The sequence below is a fragment of the Pantoea sp. BJFS-204 genome, from assembly GCF_049310725.1.
Lineage (GTDB): Bacteria > Pseudomonadota > Gammaproteobacteria > Enterobacterales > Enterobacteriaceae > Pantoea > Pantoea agglomerans.
The window spans coordinates 327,943-343,875 of sequence record NZ_JBMOWE010000002.1; the positions used below are offsets into that span (position 1 = coordinate 327,943).

Annotated in this window: 14 protein-coding genes; 6 read left to right on the forward strand and 8 right to left on the reverse strand. The window is 53.5% G+C overall.

Annotated elements, in window-relative coordinates; all coding sequences use genetic code 11:
* Positions 1 to 148: 148 nt before the first annotated feature.
* Positions 149 to 1,384, forward strand: a complete 1,236-nt coding sequence (gene moeA, locus ACO6VX_RS08255) for a molybdopterin molybdotransferase MoeA (RefSeq protein WP_422458067.1) — start codon at positions 149 to 151, stop codon at positions 1,382 to 1,384.
* Positions 1,385 to 2,143, forward strand: a complete 759-nt coding sequence (moeB, locus tag ACO6VX_RS08260; protein WP_033771233.1) for a molybdopterin-synthase adenylyltransferase MoeB — start codon at positions 1,385 to 1,387, stop codon at positions 2,141 to 2,143. It abuts the gene before it with no gap.
* Positions 2,144 to 2,522: 379 nt separating this feature from the next.
* Here the strand turns inward: moeB and ACO6VX_RS08265 are convergent, their stop codons facing one another.
* The 7 genes from ACO6VX_RS08265 to mntR form a co-directional block, all read right to left on the reverse strand.
* Positions 2,523 to 4,115, reverse strand: a complete 1,593-nt coding sequence (locus tag ACO6VX_RS08265; protein WP_010254366.1) for an ABC-F family ATPase — start codon at positions 4,113 to 4,115, stop codon at positions 2,523 to 2,525.
* A 178-nt stretch (positions 4,116 to 4,293) separates the two neighbouring features.
* On the reverse strand, positions 4,294 to 4,695 hold the full coding sequence (locus ACO6VX_RS08270; protein ID WP_003850507.1) for an H-NS family nucleoid-associated regulatory protein: 402 nt from the start codon (positions 4,693 to 4,695) through the stop codon (positions 4,294 to 4,296).
* A gap of 865 nt (positions 4,696 to 5,560) precedes the next feature.
* Positions 5,561 to 7,090 carry an efflux transporter outer membrane subunit gene (locus ACO6VX_RS08275; protein WP_052270853.1) on the reverse strand — a complete coding sequence of 510 codons (1,530 nt, stop codon included), beginning with the start codon at positions 7,088 to 7,090 and terminating at the stop codon, positions 5,561 to 5,563.
* Between the two features lies 1 nt (position 7,091).
* Positions 7,092 to 8,660: a DHA2 family efflux MFS transporter permease subunit gene (locus ACO6VX_RS08280; RefSeq protein WP_010254360.1), complete on the reverse strand. Its 1,569-nt coding sequence runs from the start codon at positions 8,658 to 8,660 to the stop codon at positions 7,092 to 7,094.
* Positions 8,657 to 9,802 (reverse strand): HlyD family secretion protein, encoded by a 1,146-nt coding sequence (locus ACO6VX_RS08285; protein WP_422458068.1) that lies wholly within the window; start codon positions 9,800 to 9,802, stop codon positions 8,657 to 8,659. The genes ACO6VX_RS08280 and ACO6VX_RS08285 overlap by 4 nt, the downstream gene beginning before the upstream one ends.
* A 150-nt stretch (positions 9,803 to 9,952) precedes the next feature.
* Entirely contained in the window at positions 9,953 to 11,062 is a 1,110-nt protein-coding gene (locus ACO6VX_RS08290; protein ID WP_022625975.1) for an SLC13 family permease, read from the reverse strand.
* 20 nt (positions 11,063 to 11,082) lie between these two features.
* Complete coding sequence (gene mntR, locus ACO6VX_RS08295; protein WP_010254350.1) at positions 11,083 to 11,541, reverse strand: manganese-binding transcriptional regulator MntR; 459 nt, start codon at positions 11,539 to 11,541, stop codon at positions 11,083 to 11,085.
* Positions 11,542 to 11,794: 253 nt separating this feature from the next.
* Between mntR and ACO6VX_RS08300 the strand changes: the two genes are divergently transcribed.
* Positions 11,795 to 11,986, forward strand: a complete 192-nt coding sequence (locus ACO6VX_RS08300) for a hypothetical protein (protein WP_122458979.1) — start codon at positions 11,795 to 11,797, stop codon at positions 11,984 to 11,986.
* A gap of 240 nt (positions 11,987 to 12,226) precedes the next feature.
* Here the strand turns inward: ACO6VX_RS08300 and ompX are convergent, their stop codons facing one another.
* Positions 12,227 to 12,739, reverse strand: a complete 513-nt coding sequence (gene ompX / locus ACO6VX_RS08305) for an outer membrane protein OmpX (RefSeq protein WP_010254344.1) — start codon at positions 12,737 to 12,739, stop codon at positions 12,227 to 12,229.
* Between the two features lie 368 nt (positions 12,740 to 13,107).
* On the opposite strand from ompX, the gene rhtA reads away from it, so the two are divergent.
* The 3 genes from rhtA (at position 13,108) to glnH (ending at position 15,918) form a co-directional block, all read left to right on the forward strand.
* Positions 13,108 to 14,022, forward strand: coding sequence for a threonine/homoserine exporter RhtA (gene rhtA, locus ACO6VX_RS08310; RefSeq protein ID WP_422458069.1), 915 nt, complete (start codon positions 13,108 to 13,110; stop codon positions 14,020 to 14,022).
* A 326-nt stretch (positions 14,023 to 14,348) separates the two neighbouring features.
* A complete protein-coding gene (dps, locus tag ACO6VX_RS08315) occupies positions 14,349 to 14,852 on the forward strand; it encodes a DNA starvation/stationary phase protection protein Dps (protein ID WP_010254336.1) in 504 nt (167 codons plus the stop codon).
* 319 nt (positions 14,853 to 15,171) lie between these two features.
* A complete protein-coding gene (glnH, locus tag ACO6VX_RS08320) occupies positions 15,172 to 15,918 on the forward strand; it encodes a glutamine ABC transporter substrate-binding protein GlnH (RefSeq protein ID WP_422458070.1) in 747 nt (248 codons plus the stop codon).
* The last annotated feature ends 15 nt before the right edge of the window (positions 15,919 to 15,933 follow it).

The window sequence follows — 15,933 nt, forward strand, 5'->3', positions numbered from 1 at the left end:
GGAAACTGTTCCTGTGGTTATAACCTTTTCTTACCGCCATATTTCACTTTGGCCACAACAACAGGCAAGTCAGGCCGACACCGATGTGACTCAGCGGCTAATTCCCACCATAATAGGCAGCATCTGAGATAACCAGGCTGGAATATCCATGGAAAGTTTTACTGCAGGCTTGATCTCCCTTGAGGAGGCACAACAAAAAATGCTGTCACAGCTGACGCCCGTCACCGACTCTCTTAGCGTGCCGCTGGCCGAAGCGGTCGGGCGTATCACCGCCAAATCGGTGACCTCACCGATTGCCGTCCCGCCATTTGATAACTCTGCAATGGATGGCTACGCCGTCAGACTGGCAGACGCCAGCAGCGGTCAGCCGCTGCCAGTGGCGGGTAAAGCCTTTGCCGGCGCACCGTTTAGCGGTGAGTGGCCGCAGGGCAGCGTGATTCGCATCATGACCGGTGCGCCGGTGCCTGCAGGCTGTGAAGCAGTAGTAATGCAGGAGCAGACCGAAACACAGGGTGATGCGATTATGATCACCGCGCCGGTCCGTCCCGGACAGAATATTCGTCTCATCGGCGATGACATTCAGCCAGGCACCGTGGTGCTGGAAGCGGGAACGCGGCTGGGCGCGGCGGAGCTGCCACTGCTCGCCTCACTGGGTATCGCGCAGCTCAGCGTGCTGCGAAAACTGCGGGTCGCTATCTTCTCCACCGGTGATGAACTTCAGCCGGTAGGCGAGCCGCTGGCCGAAGGCCAGATCTACGACACCAACCGCTTTGCGGTATCACTGATGCTGCATAAGCTGGGTTGCGAAGTCATCGACCTTGGCATCATCAAAGATGACCCGGCCGCACTGCGTGCTGCTTTCACCGAGGCCGATCGGCAGGCGGATGTCGTGATTACTACCGGCGGCGTCTCGGTGGGCGAAGCGGACTTCACCAAAACGATGCTGGAAGAGCTTGGTGCCATCAGCTTCTGGAAGCTGGCGATCAAGCCTGGCAAGCCATTTGCCTTTGGCCGCCTCAACAGCAGCTGGTTCTGCGGCCTGCCAGGTAATCCGGTCTCCGCCGCCGTGACCTTTTATCAGCTCGTTCAGCCGCTGCTTGCCACCCTCACCGGCCAGCAAAAATCAGCATTGCCGCCACGTCAGAAAGTGCGCTGCGCCTCGCGGCTGAAAAAGTCACCTGGCCGGCTCGATTTCCAGCGCGGTATCCTGCGACAGAACGCACAGGGTGAACTGGAGGTGGAAACCACCGGGATGCAGGGTTCGCACGTCTTCAGCTCCTTCGCCCAGGCAAACTGTTTTATTGTGCTGGAACGGGATCGCGGCAATGTTGAACCGGGCGAATGGGTCGAGGTGGAACCGTTCAACGCCCTGCTGGAGGCGTAAATGCTGCCTGAATTAAGCGATGAGGAGATGCTGCGCTACAACCGGCAGATTGTATTGCGCGGCTTTGATTTCGACGGTCAGGAGCGGCTGAAAGCGAGTCATGCGCTGGTCGTCGGGCTGGGCGGACTCGGCTGCGCGGCTGCGCCCTATCTGGCGGCTGCCGGTGTCGGTAGCCTGACGCTGCTCGACTTCGATACCGTATCGCACTCTAACCTGCAACGGCAGATCCTGCATCACGATGCTGACATTGGTCGTGCCAAAGTGGACTCCGCCGCACAAAGCCTGGCCGCCATCAATCCGCACTGTCAGCTGCATCCGGTCAATGGACAGCTGGACGATGCAGCGCTGCTGGCGCTGATCGCCAGGCAGCAGGTGGTGCTTGACTGCACCGACAACGTTGCGGTGCGTGAGCAGCTTAACCGGCTCTGTCGTCAGCAGCGGGTGCCACTGGTCTCCGGCGCCGCGATTCGGATGGAAGGTCAGATCAGCGTATTCAACTGGCAGCCCGGCACACCCTGCTATCGTTGCATCAGCCGCCTGTTTGGGGAACAAACCCTGAGTTGCGTGGAAGCGGGCGTCATGGCTCCGCTGGTTGGCGTGATTGGTGCGATGCAGGCGATGGAAGCGATTAAAGTGCTGACGGCATTTGGCACGCCCGCCACCAGCCGGTTGCTGATGTACGATGCGATGAGCGCGGAGTTCCGCAGCATGAAGGTAGCGCAGGATGCGCACTGTGAAGTGTGTGGTGGTAGCGCGTAGCGTCGGCAGGAACGCCTGTGCTTCATGAAGCCCGCACCGTGGTGAAGTTTTTACCTGCTTAGGGAACACGGTCAGATCGGAAAGTCGCTTAAACCATCCATGGGCGCTCGGCCCGCGCGATTACGCACCTCATCCCTGAGGTGCGCCCGTACCGGGCCAACGCGTTGCGTTGTTCAAAAACGCTCCCGGCGTTTTTGTCCATGGCGCGGGACGCTTTCCTCCTCTGACCGTGTTCCCTGCGCCTTAAGTATATGCGTTGCTGCCAGATAATCCCTGAGCCTGGCATCCTGCCCAACCCACACCATCTAACAAGCTAAAAGCATATAACTCATTCATTGCCACCAAAAAAAACAGGGTGACCTGCGCCACCCCGTTTCAATCAGACGATACCCTGACTCCGCAGGTAATCTTCGTAATTACCGGTGAAGTCCACCACGCGGTCTGCTTTCAGCTCTATCACGCGGGTTGCCAGCGAGCTGACAAATTCACGGTCGTGTGAAACAAACACCAGCGTGCCTTCATACATCTCCAGCGCCATATTGAGCGATTCAATCGACTCCATATCGAGGTGGTTGGTCGGCTCATCCATAATCAGAATGTTCGGTTTTTCCATCATCAGCTTACCGAACAGCATACGACCCTTCTCTCCACCGGAAAGCACTTTGGCCGGCTTCTTAATATCATCCTGCGAAAACAGCAGGCGACCCAGAATACCGCGAATGGTCTGCTCATCATCGCCAGGCTGTTTCCACTGACTCATCCAGTCAAATACCGTCAGGTCATTGGCAAAATCATCGGCGTGATCCTGAGCGTAATAACCAATACGCGCATTCTCTGACCATTTAACGCTGCCGTTATCTGGCGTCAGCTGACCCACCAGCGATTTTAACAGTGTTGATTTACCGATACCGTTGGCACCGATCACCGCCAGCTTCTCACCCACTTCCAGCAGCAGATTTAAATTCTTAAACAGCGGACCGTTATCAAATCCTTTGGTCAAACCTTCCACTTCCAGCGCATTACGGAACAACTTCTTGTCCTGCTCAAAGCGGATAAACGGGTTCTGACGGCTGGAGGCTTTCACTTCATCCAGTTTAATTTTATCCATCTGCTTAGCGCGTGATGTCGCCTGACGCGATTTAGAGGCGTTGGCGCTAAAACGACTGACGAACGATTGTAAGTCAGCAATCTGCGCTTTTTTCTTGGCGTTATCGGATAACAGACGTTCACGCGCCTGGGTCGCCGCGGTCATATATTCGTCATAATTACCGGAATAAACCCGCAGCTCGCCATAATCCAAATCAGCCATGTGCGTACAGACCATATTAAGGAAGTGACGGTCATGCGAAATGATAATCATGGTGCTGTCACGCTCGTTCAGCACCTGCTCCAGCCAGCGAATAGTATCGATGTCCAGGTTGTTCGTCGGTTCATCGAGTAACAGAATATCGGGATTAGAAAACAGCGCCTGCGCCAGCAGCACACGTAATTTAAAGCCCGGCGCAATTTCGCTCATCGGGCCATAATGCTGCTCAACCGGAATGCCGACGCCGAGTAATAACTCACCGGCACGAGACTCCGCGCTATAGCCGTCCATCTCACCGTAAAGTGCCTCAAGATCGCCGACTTTATACCCCTCTTCTTCGCTCATTTCTGGCAAAGAATAAATACGGTCGCGCTCCTGCTTCACTTCCCATAACTCATGGTGACCCATGATAACGGTGTCCAGTACGCTAAATTGTTCAAAGGCGAACTGATCCTGACGCAACTTACCGATGCGCTCGTTGGGATCGTAAGAAACATTGCCGCCTGAAGGCACCAGATCGCCACCCAAAATCTTCATGAAGGTGGATTTTCCGCTGCCGTTCGCACCGATTAAACCGTAACGATTACCGCCGCCAAATTTAACGGAGATATTTTCGAACAGTGGCTTGCTGCCAAACTGCATGGTGATATTGCTGCTAACTAACACGGCATTGACCTTTGTGAAGAGAATGGATGAAAAAACGGCGGCTATTATGCCAGATGTGACGCAGCGCACGCCAGCGTCAGCCGTGGATTCCTTGCGGGGTGATTGATATCCCGGCAGAAATAAAAAAGCCGGAAGGCCATGATGGCCCCCCGGCTCCCACTTACAAGGATTGTGTCGATCAATCGATCAGGAAACTGTCCAGGCTTTTACCGGAATCCAGCGCTTTTTTAATCGCTGCCGGGGTACGGCCCTGGCCAGTCCAGGATTTCTGCTCACCATTTTCGTCGGTGTAAGAATATTTAGCCGGACGCGGCGCACGCTTGGTACGTTTTTTTCCGCTTTCCAGTGCACCTAATAATTCATTAGGATCGATGCCGTCAGCCAGCAGCATTTCGCGATATTTAGAAAGCTTTTCTTCTTTTTCGCGATTCTGCGTCTCTTCCGCTTCTGCTTCTTCACGGCGCTCAGTAACAACAACCGTTAATTTTTCCAGGATCTCTTCAAGATCGGTCAGTGGCAGTTCACGAGCCTGGGCACGTAATGTGCGAATATTGTTCAGTACCTTAAATGCGTCACTCATCACAATGTCCTTGATTAAGGGGGGTTAATAAAACTGTAGCGCCAAGACTACCTAATTCAAATAAAAAAATAAATTATTTTTACGCTACAGATAATTCCTAAGTATTAATTCGGGCAAAACAGAGCTATTAAAATCGGGCGTGCCTGACCTTTTATTAACGCTGAATTAACAACAAATGGCACTTTTACTCAGGAGTTGAAAACGATTTCAGGCAGATTATCCCGGCATAAGGCAGTTAACGCTATCAACTAAATGCGGGCCATGCAGCCTCATTATTTACGCTTACGGGCCGGAGATAACAGATTAAAAATGTGCCTGCCCGTGACCCCAGTCACACCAGCTTACAGATTATGCTTAAAAAGCCACCCCCGGCACCGTTAAATAGCGCAAAAGAATTAACGCTCTGGTAGCTTTTTTAATTATGCCCTTTGCCACCTGTTAACCATTTTTGCCGCTGCGATTTATAGCAGAGTCGGATTATTCGCAGATCGCTTAGCTGCGCAATAACAGTTCCGCCCGGCTCAGGCTGACTGAATAGCCTCACGCGCCCCCACTCGTTCAGTCGTAAGTTGCCTTAAAAAAACGTCAAAGAAATAAACTGAGAAAGGTGACAGAGCTCAAAAACCTGAATCCGGAAAGTGCCTGCAACATAAAATTAATCGCTCGCCGGAGACGCTGATAATAACCCTGCGATTACCACTGTTTTATTTTCTGCTGGCTGCACCCGTTCCAGTGATGCTGAGAAGCTCTCTTTATCAACGAGTTAGATCATGATGAACAACATGGAGAGAAAGGCAGCATCGGTTTAACGCTGCCGGAGGAGAGATAAAGCGGTAACTGCGCAGAGGCAGCTACCGCCGGATAACTAATTCGCCTGCGTGGCCGGGCCAAATACCGGATATTGCGGCATATCCACGTTCTGGTAAGTCTCCCAGCCGCCGCCCAGCGCTTTATAGAGCGCCACTAAATCGAGTGCACTCTGCATCCGCGCCTGTGTCGCCTGCTCCTCTGCCTGAGCCAGCTGACGCTGCGCATCCAGCACCTCCAGGAAGGTCGAGAGCCCCTGGCGATAACTGTCGCTGGCGAGATCAAAGGCGCGCTGAAGCGCACCGGTTGTCTCATCCAGCGCGGTGACCCGCTGCTGATCGGCGCGATAGCTGACCAGCGCATTCTCCACATCCTGCAACGCCGTCAGCACCGTCTGGCGATAATCCAGCGCGGCACTGGCCTGCTGTGCCCGCGCTAACTTCACGCTCGACACCAGCTGTCCGCCCTGGAAAATCGGAATCGATAACGACGGGCCATAACTGTAGAAATGGCTGCTCCAGTTATCCAGATAACTGACATCGGTGTTGCGCACGCCCAGCTGGCCGGTCAGTGACAGGCTCGGGAAAAGCTGCGCGACAGAAACCCCAATCTCAGCGGTTTGTGCATGCAGCGTCGCTTCAGCCTGACGAATATCAGGACGACGACGTGCCAGCGTAGAAGGAATGCCTACCGGGACAAACTGTGGCAGCGGGGGTAACGCTTTTGGCGTACTGAGTTCAGCATCCAGCGCCCCCGGCGTCTTGCCGAGCAGCACCGCTAACCCATTCATCGCCTGCCGTGCCTGCGACTGATACTGCGGCAGCTGCGCCTGCAGCGTGCTGAGCTGGGCACGCGCATTTTCCACATCGGTCAGCGGGGCCAGGCCATTACGCTGCTGGCTTTGGGTCAGCTCGGTCGTCTGCTGCGCCACCTCAATCTGCTGTTGCAGCGTCTGAATCGTGCTCTGCGCGCCACGCAGCTGCAGCCAGGCTCGCGCCACTTCGGCCTCCAGTGAGACCAGCGCATCGTTGCGCTGTTCTATCGCTGCCTGCTGCTGGGCATTAGCTGCCTCAACCTGACGGCGCACTTTGCCCCACAGATCCAGCTCCCAGCTGGCATCGAAGCTGCCCTGATAGAGGGTAACCGGCTGGGTCAATCCATTGAGCTGGCTGGCCACGTTGCTGTCGAGCTGATCGGTTGCGCCATTGGATTTAAGCAAGCCTTCCAGCCCAAGCTGCTGACGCGTCACTTTGGCTGAACCGCCCAGGGTGGGGAACAGACTGCCCTGCGCCTGCGTCAGCTGTTCACGTGCCCCGGCAATACGCAGCACCGTCTGCTGCAGGCTCAGGTTGCCCGCAATCGCGCGCTCAATCAGACTGTCGAGCTGCGGATCATTGAAGCTGCGCCACCAGCGTGAATTAATCGCGGCATTTTGTGGCTTTGACGCCTCCTGCGAATCCAGGGTGTTGTAGCCACCCGGCACGGCAGGTTTCGGCGCCTGATAGTCAGGTCCGACGGCGCAGCCCGCCAGCCCGAGGGCCAGCAGTAAACTCAGGGGTTTCAGGCGATGAGTGTAAAAAACCTTCATGTTAGTGTGCTCCTGCACTGCCTTCGCTCTTAATCGGCGACAGCAGCCAACAAAATGGAATCAAAATCAGGGCGACAATACTCAGGCCTGAGAAGACATCGATGTAAGCGAGGATACGCGACTGCGCAATCATCTCCTGATAGAGCTGACCGGTTGCCAGCGTGACGGGATCGCCCACCGCCGAGGTAAAGTCGCGTATCGCCTGCGCCCAGTGCTGAAGCGTAATGTTGAACGGCTCATTCAGCGGCGTCATGTTATGCACCATGTGCGCTGACCGCACCTGTTCGCGCTCGGTAATGGCAGCGGTCGAGAGTGAAATCCCAATCGATCCGGCAACGTTACGGAACATGGTAAACAGCGCCGAGGCGTCAGCATTAAGCCGCTGCGGAATGGTGACAAAGGCGATAGTCGTCAGCGGGACAAACAGGAAACCCAGCCCGATTGACTGTGCGCTGCGCATCAACACCAAAGTGGTGAAATCAACGTTGGGCGTTAAGGTGGCGGAGTAGAGAAACGCCACGGCCAGACAGCTAAAGCCAAAGGCAATGATGTAGCGCGTCTGAACGATTGGCATCAGTTTCAGCACCAGCGGTATGGTCAGCACAATCAGCACCGCGCCAGGCGACAGCACCAGACCTGACCAGGTGGCGGTGTACCCCAGATCCTGCTGCGCCAGCTGTGGCAGCACTACGGAGCTGCCATACAGAATCATCGCCATCCCCGCCATCAACAGCCCGGCGACCCAGAAGTTGCGGTCTTTCATCACCAGAATATCGACCACTGGCTTACGGGCATACATCAGCCAGTAGATGGCACCGACGATGCCAATCAAGGCCAGAATGGCGAACAGCACGATAAAGTGCGAGGCAAACCAGTCCTCATCCTCTCCGCGATCCAGCATCACCTGCAGACAACCCAGTCCTAAGGTAATCAGGCTGATGCCGATATAGTCGATCTTCAGCTTACCTTTGGCCCATTTACGCTCCCAAGGTGGATCTTCCAGCAGCTGATAGATCGCCAGCACGGTAAGCACGCCGACCGGAATGTTGATAAAGAACACCCAGCGCCAGCTGTAGTTGTCGGTAATCCAGCCACCTAATGTCGGGCCAATCACCGGCGCGACAATAATGGCAATAGAGGAGAGCCCAAATGCCTTGCCGCGATCTTCCGCCTTGAAGTAGTCCAGCAGCACAGACTGCTGAACCGGCTGCAATCCGCCACCAAAAAAGCCCTGCAGCACGCGGAACAGAATGATTTGCCACAGTTCGGTAGCGATGCCGCACAGGAAGGAGCAGATGGTAAACATCACGATGCAGATCAGGAAAAACTGTTTACGGCCAAACAGTCGGCTGAAGAACGCAGAGATAGGCAGCACAATGCCGTTCGCTACCAGATAGGAGGTCAGCACCCAGGTTGACTCATCGTAACTGGAGGAGAGCGAACCGGCGATATGCGGCAGCGCCACGTTAACAATGGTGGTGTCGAGGATCTCCATAAACACCGCCAGCGTGACCGTGATCGCCACTAACCACGGATTACTGGCGGGTTTCCAGCTCTGCGCCGTACTCATTCCACCGTTACCTTCGGTTCAACAGAGAGACCCAGCGGCAGAGGATGGTTCGGATCAAGGCCCTTGTCGATGACGATTTTCACCGGCACGCGCTGAACGATTTTCACATAGTTACCGGTGGCGTTTTCTGACGGGAAAGTCGAGAAGCGTGAACCAGAGCCCATCTGAATACTGTCGACATGCCCTTCCAGCTTCATATCCGGCCAGGCATCGACGCTGATTTCAACTTTGTCGCCAGGATTCATGTGTTGCAGCTGAGACTCTTTGAAGTTAGCGGTGACCCAGATCTCAGGCGAGACCAGCGAAAACAGCGACGATCCCGCCTGCACCAGTGTGCCCAGCTGAACGTTACGCTTGGTGACAAACCCGTCATAGGGCGCGCGAACCTGGGTATAGGAGAGATTAAGATCGGCCGTGCTTAACTGCGCCTTCGCCTGCTCAACCTGTTGCTGACGCGCTTCAACATTGGTCTCCTGCTGGCGAATCTGCAGAGCAACCTGTGACGCCACTTCAACCTGTGCTTTCGCGCTTTGTAACTGCGCCTGCGCCGAACGTAACTGCGCGGACGCGCTGTCGATATTACGCTGACTGGTCGCACGCGGATCGACGCCGCGCTGGCGACGATAATCCGCCTGCGCATTAAGCAGATTCGCTTCGGCTTTCGCCTGATCCGCCAGCGCCTGATCGCGCTGTGCCGGATACTGTACCTTTGACAGCGCCAGTTGAGCCTGCGCCTGATGCAGCTGTGCGACAGCTAAACCGAGCTGCGCATTAGCCTGTTCACGCTGGGCACGACTGTCGCTGGGATCGATCTCCACCAGCAGATCGCCCTTCTTCACCCGCTGGTTATCTTTCACCAGCAGCTTCACGACATAGCCGGAGGCTTTAGGCGCAATGGTAACGGCATCGCCTTCGGTAAAGGCGTCGTCGGTGGTTTCAATATTGCGGGTAGTGAACCAGAACCAGAAGCCGACAATCAGCATAATCACCACCACTACCGCCAGAATAATCAGCGGCTTTTTACCGGGGCGTTTACGCTCAGGCTGCTGGTCGTTGTCCTGATTTTCCTCTGACTGACGGTTTTTATCCGTCGCATTCTCTGCGTCCTGCTGGTGTGGATCGCGTTGGTTATTCTCGCTCATAGTTCCCATCACTGGCTAAGGCCCTAATTCCCGGGCATAAAGGTCCTGTTAACCTTATATCGGAAACTGACAAAATCCAGCGCAACTTTACGAAACTTGAGAAATGGCGCACATCCTGCCACCTGTGGCGGGTAGCAGGATGCGTCGGGCCTAATTAAGCAGCCGCAACAGCAGCCAGCCGCTGGCCATCGACCAGGCAAGCAGAGGGAGAGAAAAGAGATGGAAATGCCACCAGACGGCCCGATCTTTCGCCATACGCAGGGCAATAAGGTTAGCGAGCGAACCCGGCAGCAGGCCGAATCCGCCAATATTGACCGCCCAGGCCAGCACATCGCCAGGCGGGACTTTTTGCAGCAGCAGAATCGTCGCCGGAACGTTGCTGATCACCTGTGACAGACCAATCGCCAGCAGGTAGAGCTGCCCCTGACCGAAATGAGAAACCGCATCAAAGTGAGCCTGCATCACCGGCAGACGCGTCATCAGGAAGACGTCAATAAACATGGCGATAAACACCGCCAGCAGGCTCCAGTCGATGCGCAGCAGCACCGGACGCGCCATCACCAGGAACGTGGCAAGAATCAGCAGCAGGACCCAACCGGTGATTTCCAGCTCCAGTCCGGCGATAAACAGCAGGTATAGCACCACGCTGACAATAAACAGCGGCTTCTGCCACTGCGGCTGTTCCGGGTTGTCATGCTTATCAATCGAGCGCTTTGAAAAGCTGAACCAGGTTAATACCATCAGGCTAAGCAGCAGCCAGGCGGCCAGCGGCAGCATCTGCACAATAAACGCGACAACGCTTAGTTTGCCGTGGCTCCACAGCAGAATGTTTTGCGGGTTGCCGACCGGCGTCAGCAGGGATCCGGCGTTGACCGCCAGCGCTTCGAAGATGATCAGTCGCGAGATAGGTAAGTGAGAGAACTTTCGCAGCGTCAGCGTCAGCGGCACCAGAATAAACAGCGCCACATCATTGGTCAGAAACGTAGAGAGCAACGCGGCAGCCAGCACCATAAACAGCGCCAGCGCACGTTCGTGCCGGAAACGCGCAATCAGTCGTCCCCCCAGCACGTCAAAGTAGCCACTGGTTTCCAGCCCTTTGGTCAGGATCAACAACCCGGTGAGCGTAATAATGGTATGCCAGTCTACGGCACCGGGCAGATCGGCCCAGCGAAAATCCGCCAGAAATGCCAGAACTACACCAATCACAATTAATAAATGCAAAACAGAGTCATGCAAAAAAGATCGAAGCAGTTGAGGCATGATGAGGGTACGCCTTAGCGTTAACGGGTTTCGGAGAATTTCTTAAATACGGCCAGCGTTTCATCACTGACGTGATGCTCAATACCTTCTGAATCACGTCGGGCAGTTTCGGGACTGATGCCTAACGCCAGCAGAAAACTTTCAACAATGTGATGGCGGGCGCGACTCTCCTCTGCCAGTTTCTCTCCTTCACCAGTCAGAAAGACACCGCGGTAAGGCACCTGTTCAACCAGCCCGGCACTGCCAAGCCGCTTCAGCATTTTCGCTACGGTCGGTTGTGAAACGCCCAGGCGGGCCGCCATATCAACCTGACGCGCTTCGCCAAATTCACCAATCAAATCAGAGATTAACTCAACGTAGTCATCAATTAATTCCCGACGATGCGCTTCACGCACCTGCCGAAAACCTTCGACATGCTCTTCAATATCTTTCAGTGGTCCTTTTGGCGCAGAAACCACGCTTTTAGCACGACGACTCATTCAGCTTCCTCATTATTTTTTCCCGTACTGTCACTGCTGTACGGATTTAGCTGCGCTCATTGTAAACCAGCCGCAAAGAAGCTCAAATTTTTCGTCATTAGCCTTGGCTAAAGGATATAGCCAGTGCTATATTTGACGATAATGTAAGCAGCAAAAGAGCGATCCCAGTTGATCCTCTGTTGCTCCGGTGATGATGACGCCTCTCACCGCAGGCTGCTGACTACCGCGTCGACAATGATTGGGAGGTGATTCTATGAGCACCCTGAAATGTTGCTTAGATTGCAGTAAATGCTTCCAGGCTGAGAAGAAAACAACCACGGAGATGAAATCCTGGCTGTGCCTGCTGACGCGTTCACCGTTCACACTGCGTCTGATGTTGCTGGAAAAACTGCTGGGCCATAAGTCTGACGATCGTCGCTGTGAGAATCTCATCTGGCGCGGCTAATCCTGATTCTATGCCTTTCAGCCGCTGGCTGAGAGGCGCACTCTCCCTTTCTGCTCTCTCTTTTTCCTGTTTCCCCATCGAATCAATATGACCTGCGGCTTCAACCAGCATGGCTGCTGATCGGCTACAGCGATCCGGAAAAGTCGGGAAACGTGCAGATACGAGAGAAGGGTGAGTAAATCAGCACAATAAAAAACGGCCCACAAGGGGCCGCTTTTTTGCAGGTCAGCTAAGCTAAACTTAGAAGCTGTAACCTACGCCAGCAATCCAGGTGCCAACGTCAACGTTACGGATACGGCTCTGCTCGTAACCAACGTCAACTGCGAAGTCCTGAACTGGGTTAAACTGCAGACCTGCGCCGTAAGAGAAACCTACGTCGCTTGAATCAGTTTTATCGCGTGATGAAGTATCGTTCTGCTGGAATTTACCGTAGCCGATACCCACAACACCGTAGATGCTTGCCCAGTCGTTCAGACGGAAAGCAGGACCACCGGTCACACCGTAGTACTGGCCTTTGTTATAAATGCCAGAATCGGTGTTATCTTTTTCTGTGTAGGTGAATGAACCGATCCAACCCAGTGGGTTAGAACCGTCTTCGTAGCGGTATTTCAGGTTGAAGCCGTTAGCTTTGTTAGCTACGCCCTGATAGTCGCTCTGAGCATAGCCACCAGTTACGGTGCTCTGTGCCATTGCTGAACCTGCAGATACTGCCAGTACACAGGCTAATGCTGAAAGACATGCAATTTTTTTCATAACCACCTCAAATGTGAAAATACTTCTCTCCTGACAACGCTGAAAATATAACAAAAAATAGCGAGAAACTCTGCCCGGATTTTGTTGTCTAACAGAATGTTTGGTGTAACAGGAAGTTAATGCGACAACCTATGTCATTCATTTTTCTTATAAAATCCGTCATCTTTCTGCAATAATCATTTTGTGCTCATTTCGTTCTTTAAGTTAAATCCTAAAAAAACCTGACATTTCTTTACCTAAATGGCCCTGATTCTGGCCAAAAATCGCTCAGTTGAGAGAAATTTAAAACCCCATTCCGTGATTTTTTGCCTGCTATTTCCTTTACACTGGCTGACTCATTACGTTGATGACCAGGAAAAGTACACAGGATGTCTGCCTCTCCCGCTTCTAAAAACCTTGCCCCGATAGTGATGCCGATTGCCGTACTGCTGATTGCGATGCTGTCGCTTCAGGGCGGTGCTTCGCTGGCGAAAAGCCTGTTTCCTGCCGTTGGCGCTACCGGCATCACCGCGCTGCGTCTGGGATTTGGCACCCTGATACTCTGTATTATCTTCAAACCCTGGCGTTTACGCTTTAGCCGGGAGCAACGTCTGCCACTCCTGATGTATGGACTGGCGCTGGGCACAATGAATTTCACGTTCTATCTGGCGATTCGTACCGTGCCGCTGGGTGTGGCGGTGGGACTGGAATTTACCGGCCCACTGGCGCTGGCGCTATTCGGATCGCGCCGGCCACTGGATTTTGTCTGGGTGCTGCTGGCCGTGATTGGTCTGTGGTTCCTGCTGCCTTTTGGCACAGGCATGACTGCGATTGATCCGCTGGGCGCTGCGCTGGCGGTGAGTGCAGGCGCCTGCTGGGCGATCTATATCCTGGCGGGACAGCGGGCAGGCGCAGAACATGGCCCGGCGACAGTAGCTACCGGGTCGCTGATTGCCTCAGTGATTTTTGTACCGCTGGGGCTGACGTTCGCAGAAAGTGGCATCTGGACATGGGCCGTTATGCCGATCGCGTTGCTGGTTGCCCTGCTCTCCAGCGCCATTCCCTATTCGCTGGAGATGATCGCCCTCACCCGCTTACCGGCGCGCATCTTCGGCACGCTGATGAGTCTGGAACCCGCCATGGCTGCCTTTTCCGGCATGCTGTTTCTGGGGGAAACCCTGACCGGGCTTCAGTGGCTGGCGCTGCTGGCGATCATCATCGCCTCGGCAGGTTCAACGCTGACCATGCGGCCGAAAAAGAGTCAGTTAAACAGCGTTGAATTATCAGACGATATCCAAAAATAAACGCTATCCGCCCCGCCTGCTGGCGGGGCTAAATAATAATCATGCTCATCATGAGAATTATTCCTAATCTTCGCTCCTTCCTGCGTTGTCTATTTTGAAACAGACACTTACCAGTTATTTACATAATAGAATAACCTAATGATTTAATTATCTATTTATTTGTTTTTATATTTTAACATGGCATTAACCTTCTTAGCCCAGCCCTGCTCTGACTAAAGACGCACGCTATTTCATCCATCGACAAAGTCGTTTCTGCAAAGCTGAAAAGCGCTGCTATACTTATCCGGTACTTGATTAGGACAACCATCAAAGAGAGGACTGAAACGATGAGTACCGCTAAATTGGTTAAAACTAAATCTTCTGACCTGATTTATACCCGCAATGATGTGGCCGAAGACGATAAAAAAGCCACCATCGCGGTGTTAAACCGTCTGGTAGTCGAGTTTATTGACCTGTCATTGATCACTAAGCAGGCGCACTGGAACATGCGCGGTGCTAATTTTATCGGTGTGCATGAGATGCTGGACGGCTTCCGCACCGCGATTACCGATCATCAGGATACTATTGCCGAGCGTGTGGTTCAGCTGGGTGGCGTGGCGCTGGGCACCACGCAGGTCGTTAACGATACGACTCCGCTGAAGAGCTATCCGCTGAATATTCACAGCGTTCAGGATCATCTGAAAGCGCTGGCAGACCGTTACAGCGTTGTCGCGAATGACACCCGTAAAGCGATCACTGAAGTGAAAGACGAAGATACCGCTGATATCTTTACTGCGGCATCACGTGACCTTGATAAATTCCTGTGGTTTATCGAAGCGAACATCGAATAAGACTCAATGCAGTCTGTCAGGCGGGGAAACCCGCCTTTTTTACGTCTGTGTTACCGCATTTTTATGACCCTGTTAACAGTTCTTCCCTCCTCCGCTTCACAGCCTTAACATCTGAGGCACACTACCGCTTGCACCAAAACAGCCACCTGCACCAAAAATGAGCACCAAACTGGTGCAATGGCAGAATTAACTGCAAAATCGTGTCAGCTATGTTATTTAACTCTCTGATTTCGCGGATTTTGCAAAGTTGGCATAATTCTTTCATATGACAAGCCGCAAACGCAGGCCCTGCCGCCTGGTAGTAAAAAAAGGAAAAATGATGAAGTCACTGTTAAAAGTTTCTGTGGCCGCGCTGGCGCTGGCCTTCTCTGTCTCTTCCACTGCAGCAGACAAAAAGCTGGTCGTCGCCACGGATACCGCCTTTGTTCCGTTTGAATTTAAACAGGGTGATAAATATGTCGGCTTCGATGTGGATCTGTGGGATGCCATTGCGAAAGAGCTGAAGCTCGATTACACCCTGAAGCCAATGGACTTCAGCGGCATTATCCCTGCACTGCAAACGCGCAATGTCGATCTGGCACTGGCGGGTATCACCATTACCGAAGAACGTAAAAAAGCGATTGAGTTCTCTGACGGCTATTACAAAAGCGGTCTGCAGGTGATGGTGCGTAACAATGAAAACGACATCAAAGGCATCAGCGATCTGAACGGTAAAGTGGTCGCAGTGAAAAGCGGCACCGGCTCCGTGGAATACGCGAAAGCCAACATCAAATCCAAAGATCTGCGTCAGTTCCCGAATATCGACAGCGCCTATATGGAGCTGGGCACCAACCGTGCGGACGCCGTGCTGCATGACACGCCTAACATCCTTTACTTCATCCATACCGCCGGTAAAGGCCGCTTTAAAGCGGTAGGCGATTCAATTGAAGCGCAGCAGTATGGTATCGCCTTCCCGAAAGGCAGCGACGATTTACGTGAAAAAGTAAACGGCGCACTGAAAACCCTGAAAGAGAACGGCACCTACAACACGCTCTATAAAAAATGGTTTGGCACCGAACCTAAATAATAATTTGCCCGTTAT

Bases quoted from the DNA above. Each gene is read 5' to 3' on its own strand.
- moeA (WP_422458067.1), top strand. From the start codon at position 149: ATGGAAAGTTTTACTGCAGGCTTGATCTCCCTTGAGGAGGCACAACAA.
- ompX (WP_010254344.1), bottom strand. From the start codon at position 12,739: ATGAAAAAAATTGCATGTCTTTCAGCATTAGCCTGTGTACTGGCAGTA.
- rhtA (WP_422458069.1), top strand. From the start codon at position 13,108: ATGTCTGCCTCTCCCGCTTCTAAAAACCTTGCCCCGATAGTGATGCCG.
- glnH (WP_422458070.1), top strand. From the start codon at position 15,172: ATGAAGTCACTGTTAAAAGTTTCTGTGGCCGCGCTGGCGCTGGCCTTC.
- moeB (WP_033771233.1), top strand. From the start codon at position 1,385: ATGCTGCCTGAATTAAGCGATGAGGAGATGCTGCGCTACAACCGGCAG.
- mntR (WP_010254350.1), bottom strand. From the start codon at position 11,541: ATGAGTCGTCGTGCTAAAAGCGTGGTTTCTGCGCCAAAAGGACCACTG.
- ACO6VX_RS08285 (WP_422458068.1), bottom strand. From the start codon at position 9,802: ATGAGCGAGAATAACCAACGCGATCCACACCAGCAGGACGCAGAGAAT.
- dps (WP_010254336.1), top strand. From the start codon at position 14,349: ATGAGTACCGCTAAATTGGTTAAAACTAAATCTTCTGACCTGATTTAT.
- ACO6VX_RS08290 (WP_022625975.1), bottom strand. From the start codon at position 11,062: ATGCCTCAACTGCTTCGATCTTTTTTGCATGACTCTGTTTTGCATTTA.
- ACO6VX_RS08270 (WP_003850507.1), bottom strand. From the start codon at position 4,695: ATGAGTGACGCATTTAAGGTACTGAACAATATTCGCACATTACGTGCC.
- ACO6VX_RS08275 (WP_052270853.1), bottom strand. From the start codon at position 7,090: ATGAAGGTTTTTTACACTCATCGCCTGAAACCCCTGAGTTTACTGCTG.
- ACO6VX_RS08300 (WP_122458979.1), top strand. From the start codon at position 11,795: ATGAGCACCCTGAAATGTTGCTTAGATTGCAGTAAATGCTTCCAGGCT.
- ACO6VX_RS08280 (WP_010254360.1), bottom strand. From the start codon at position 8,660: ATGAGTACGGCGCAGAGCTGGAAACCCGCCAGTAATCCGTGGTTAGTG.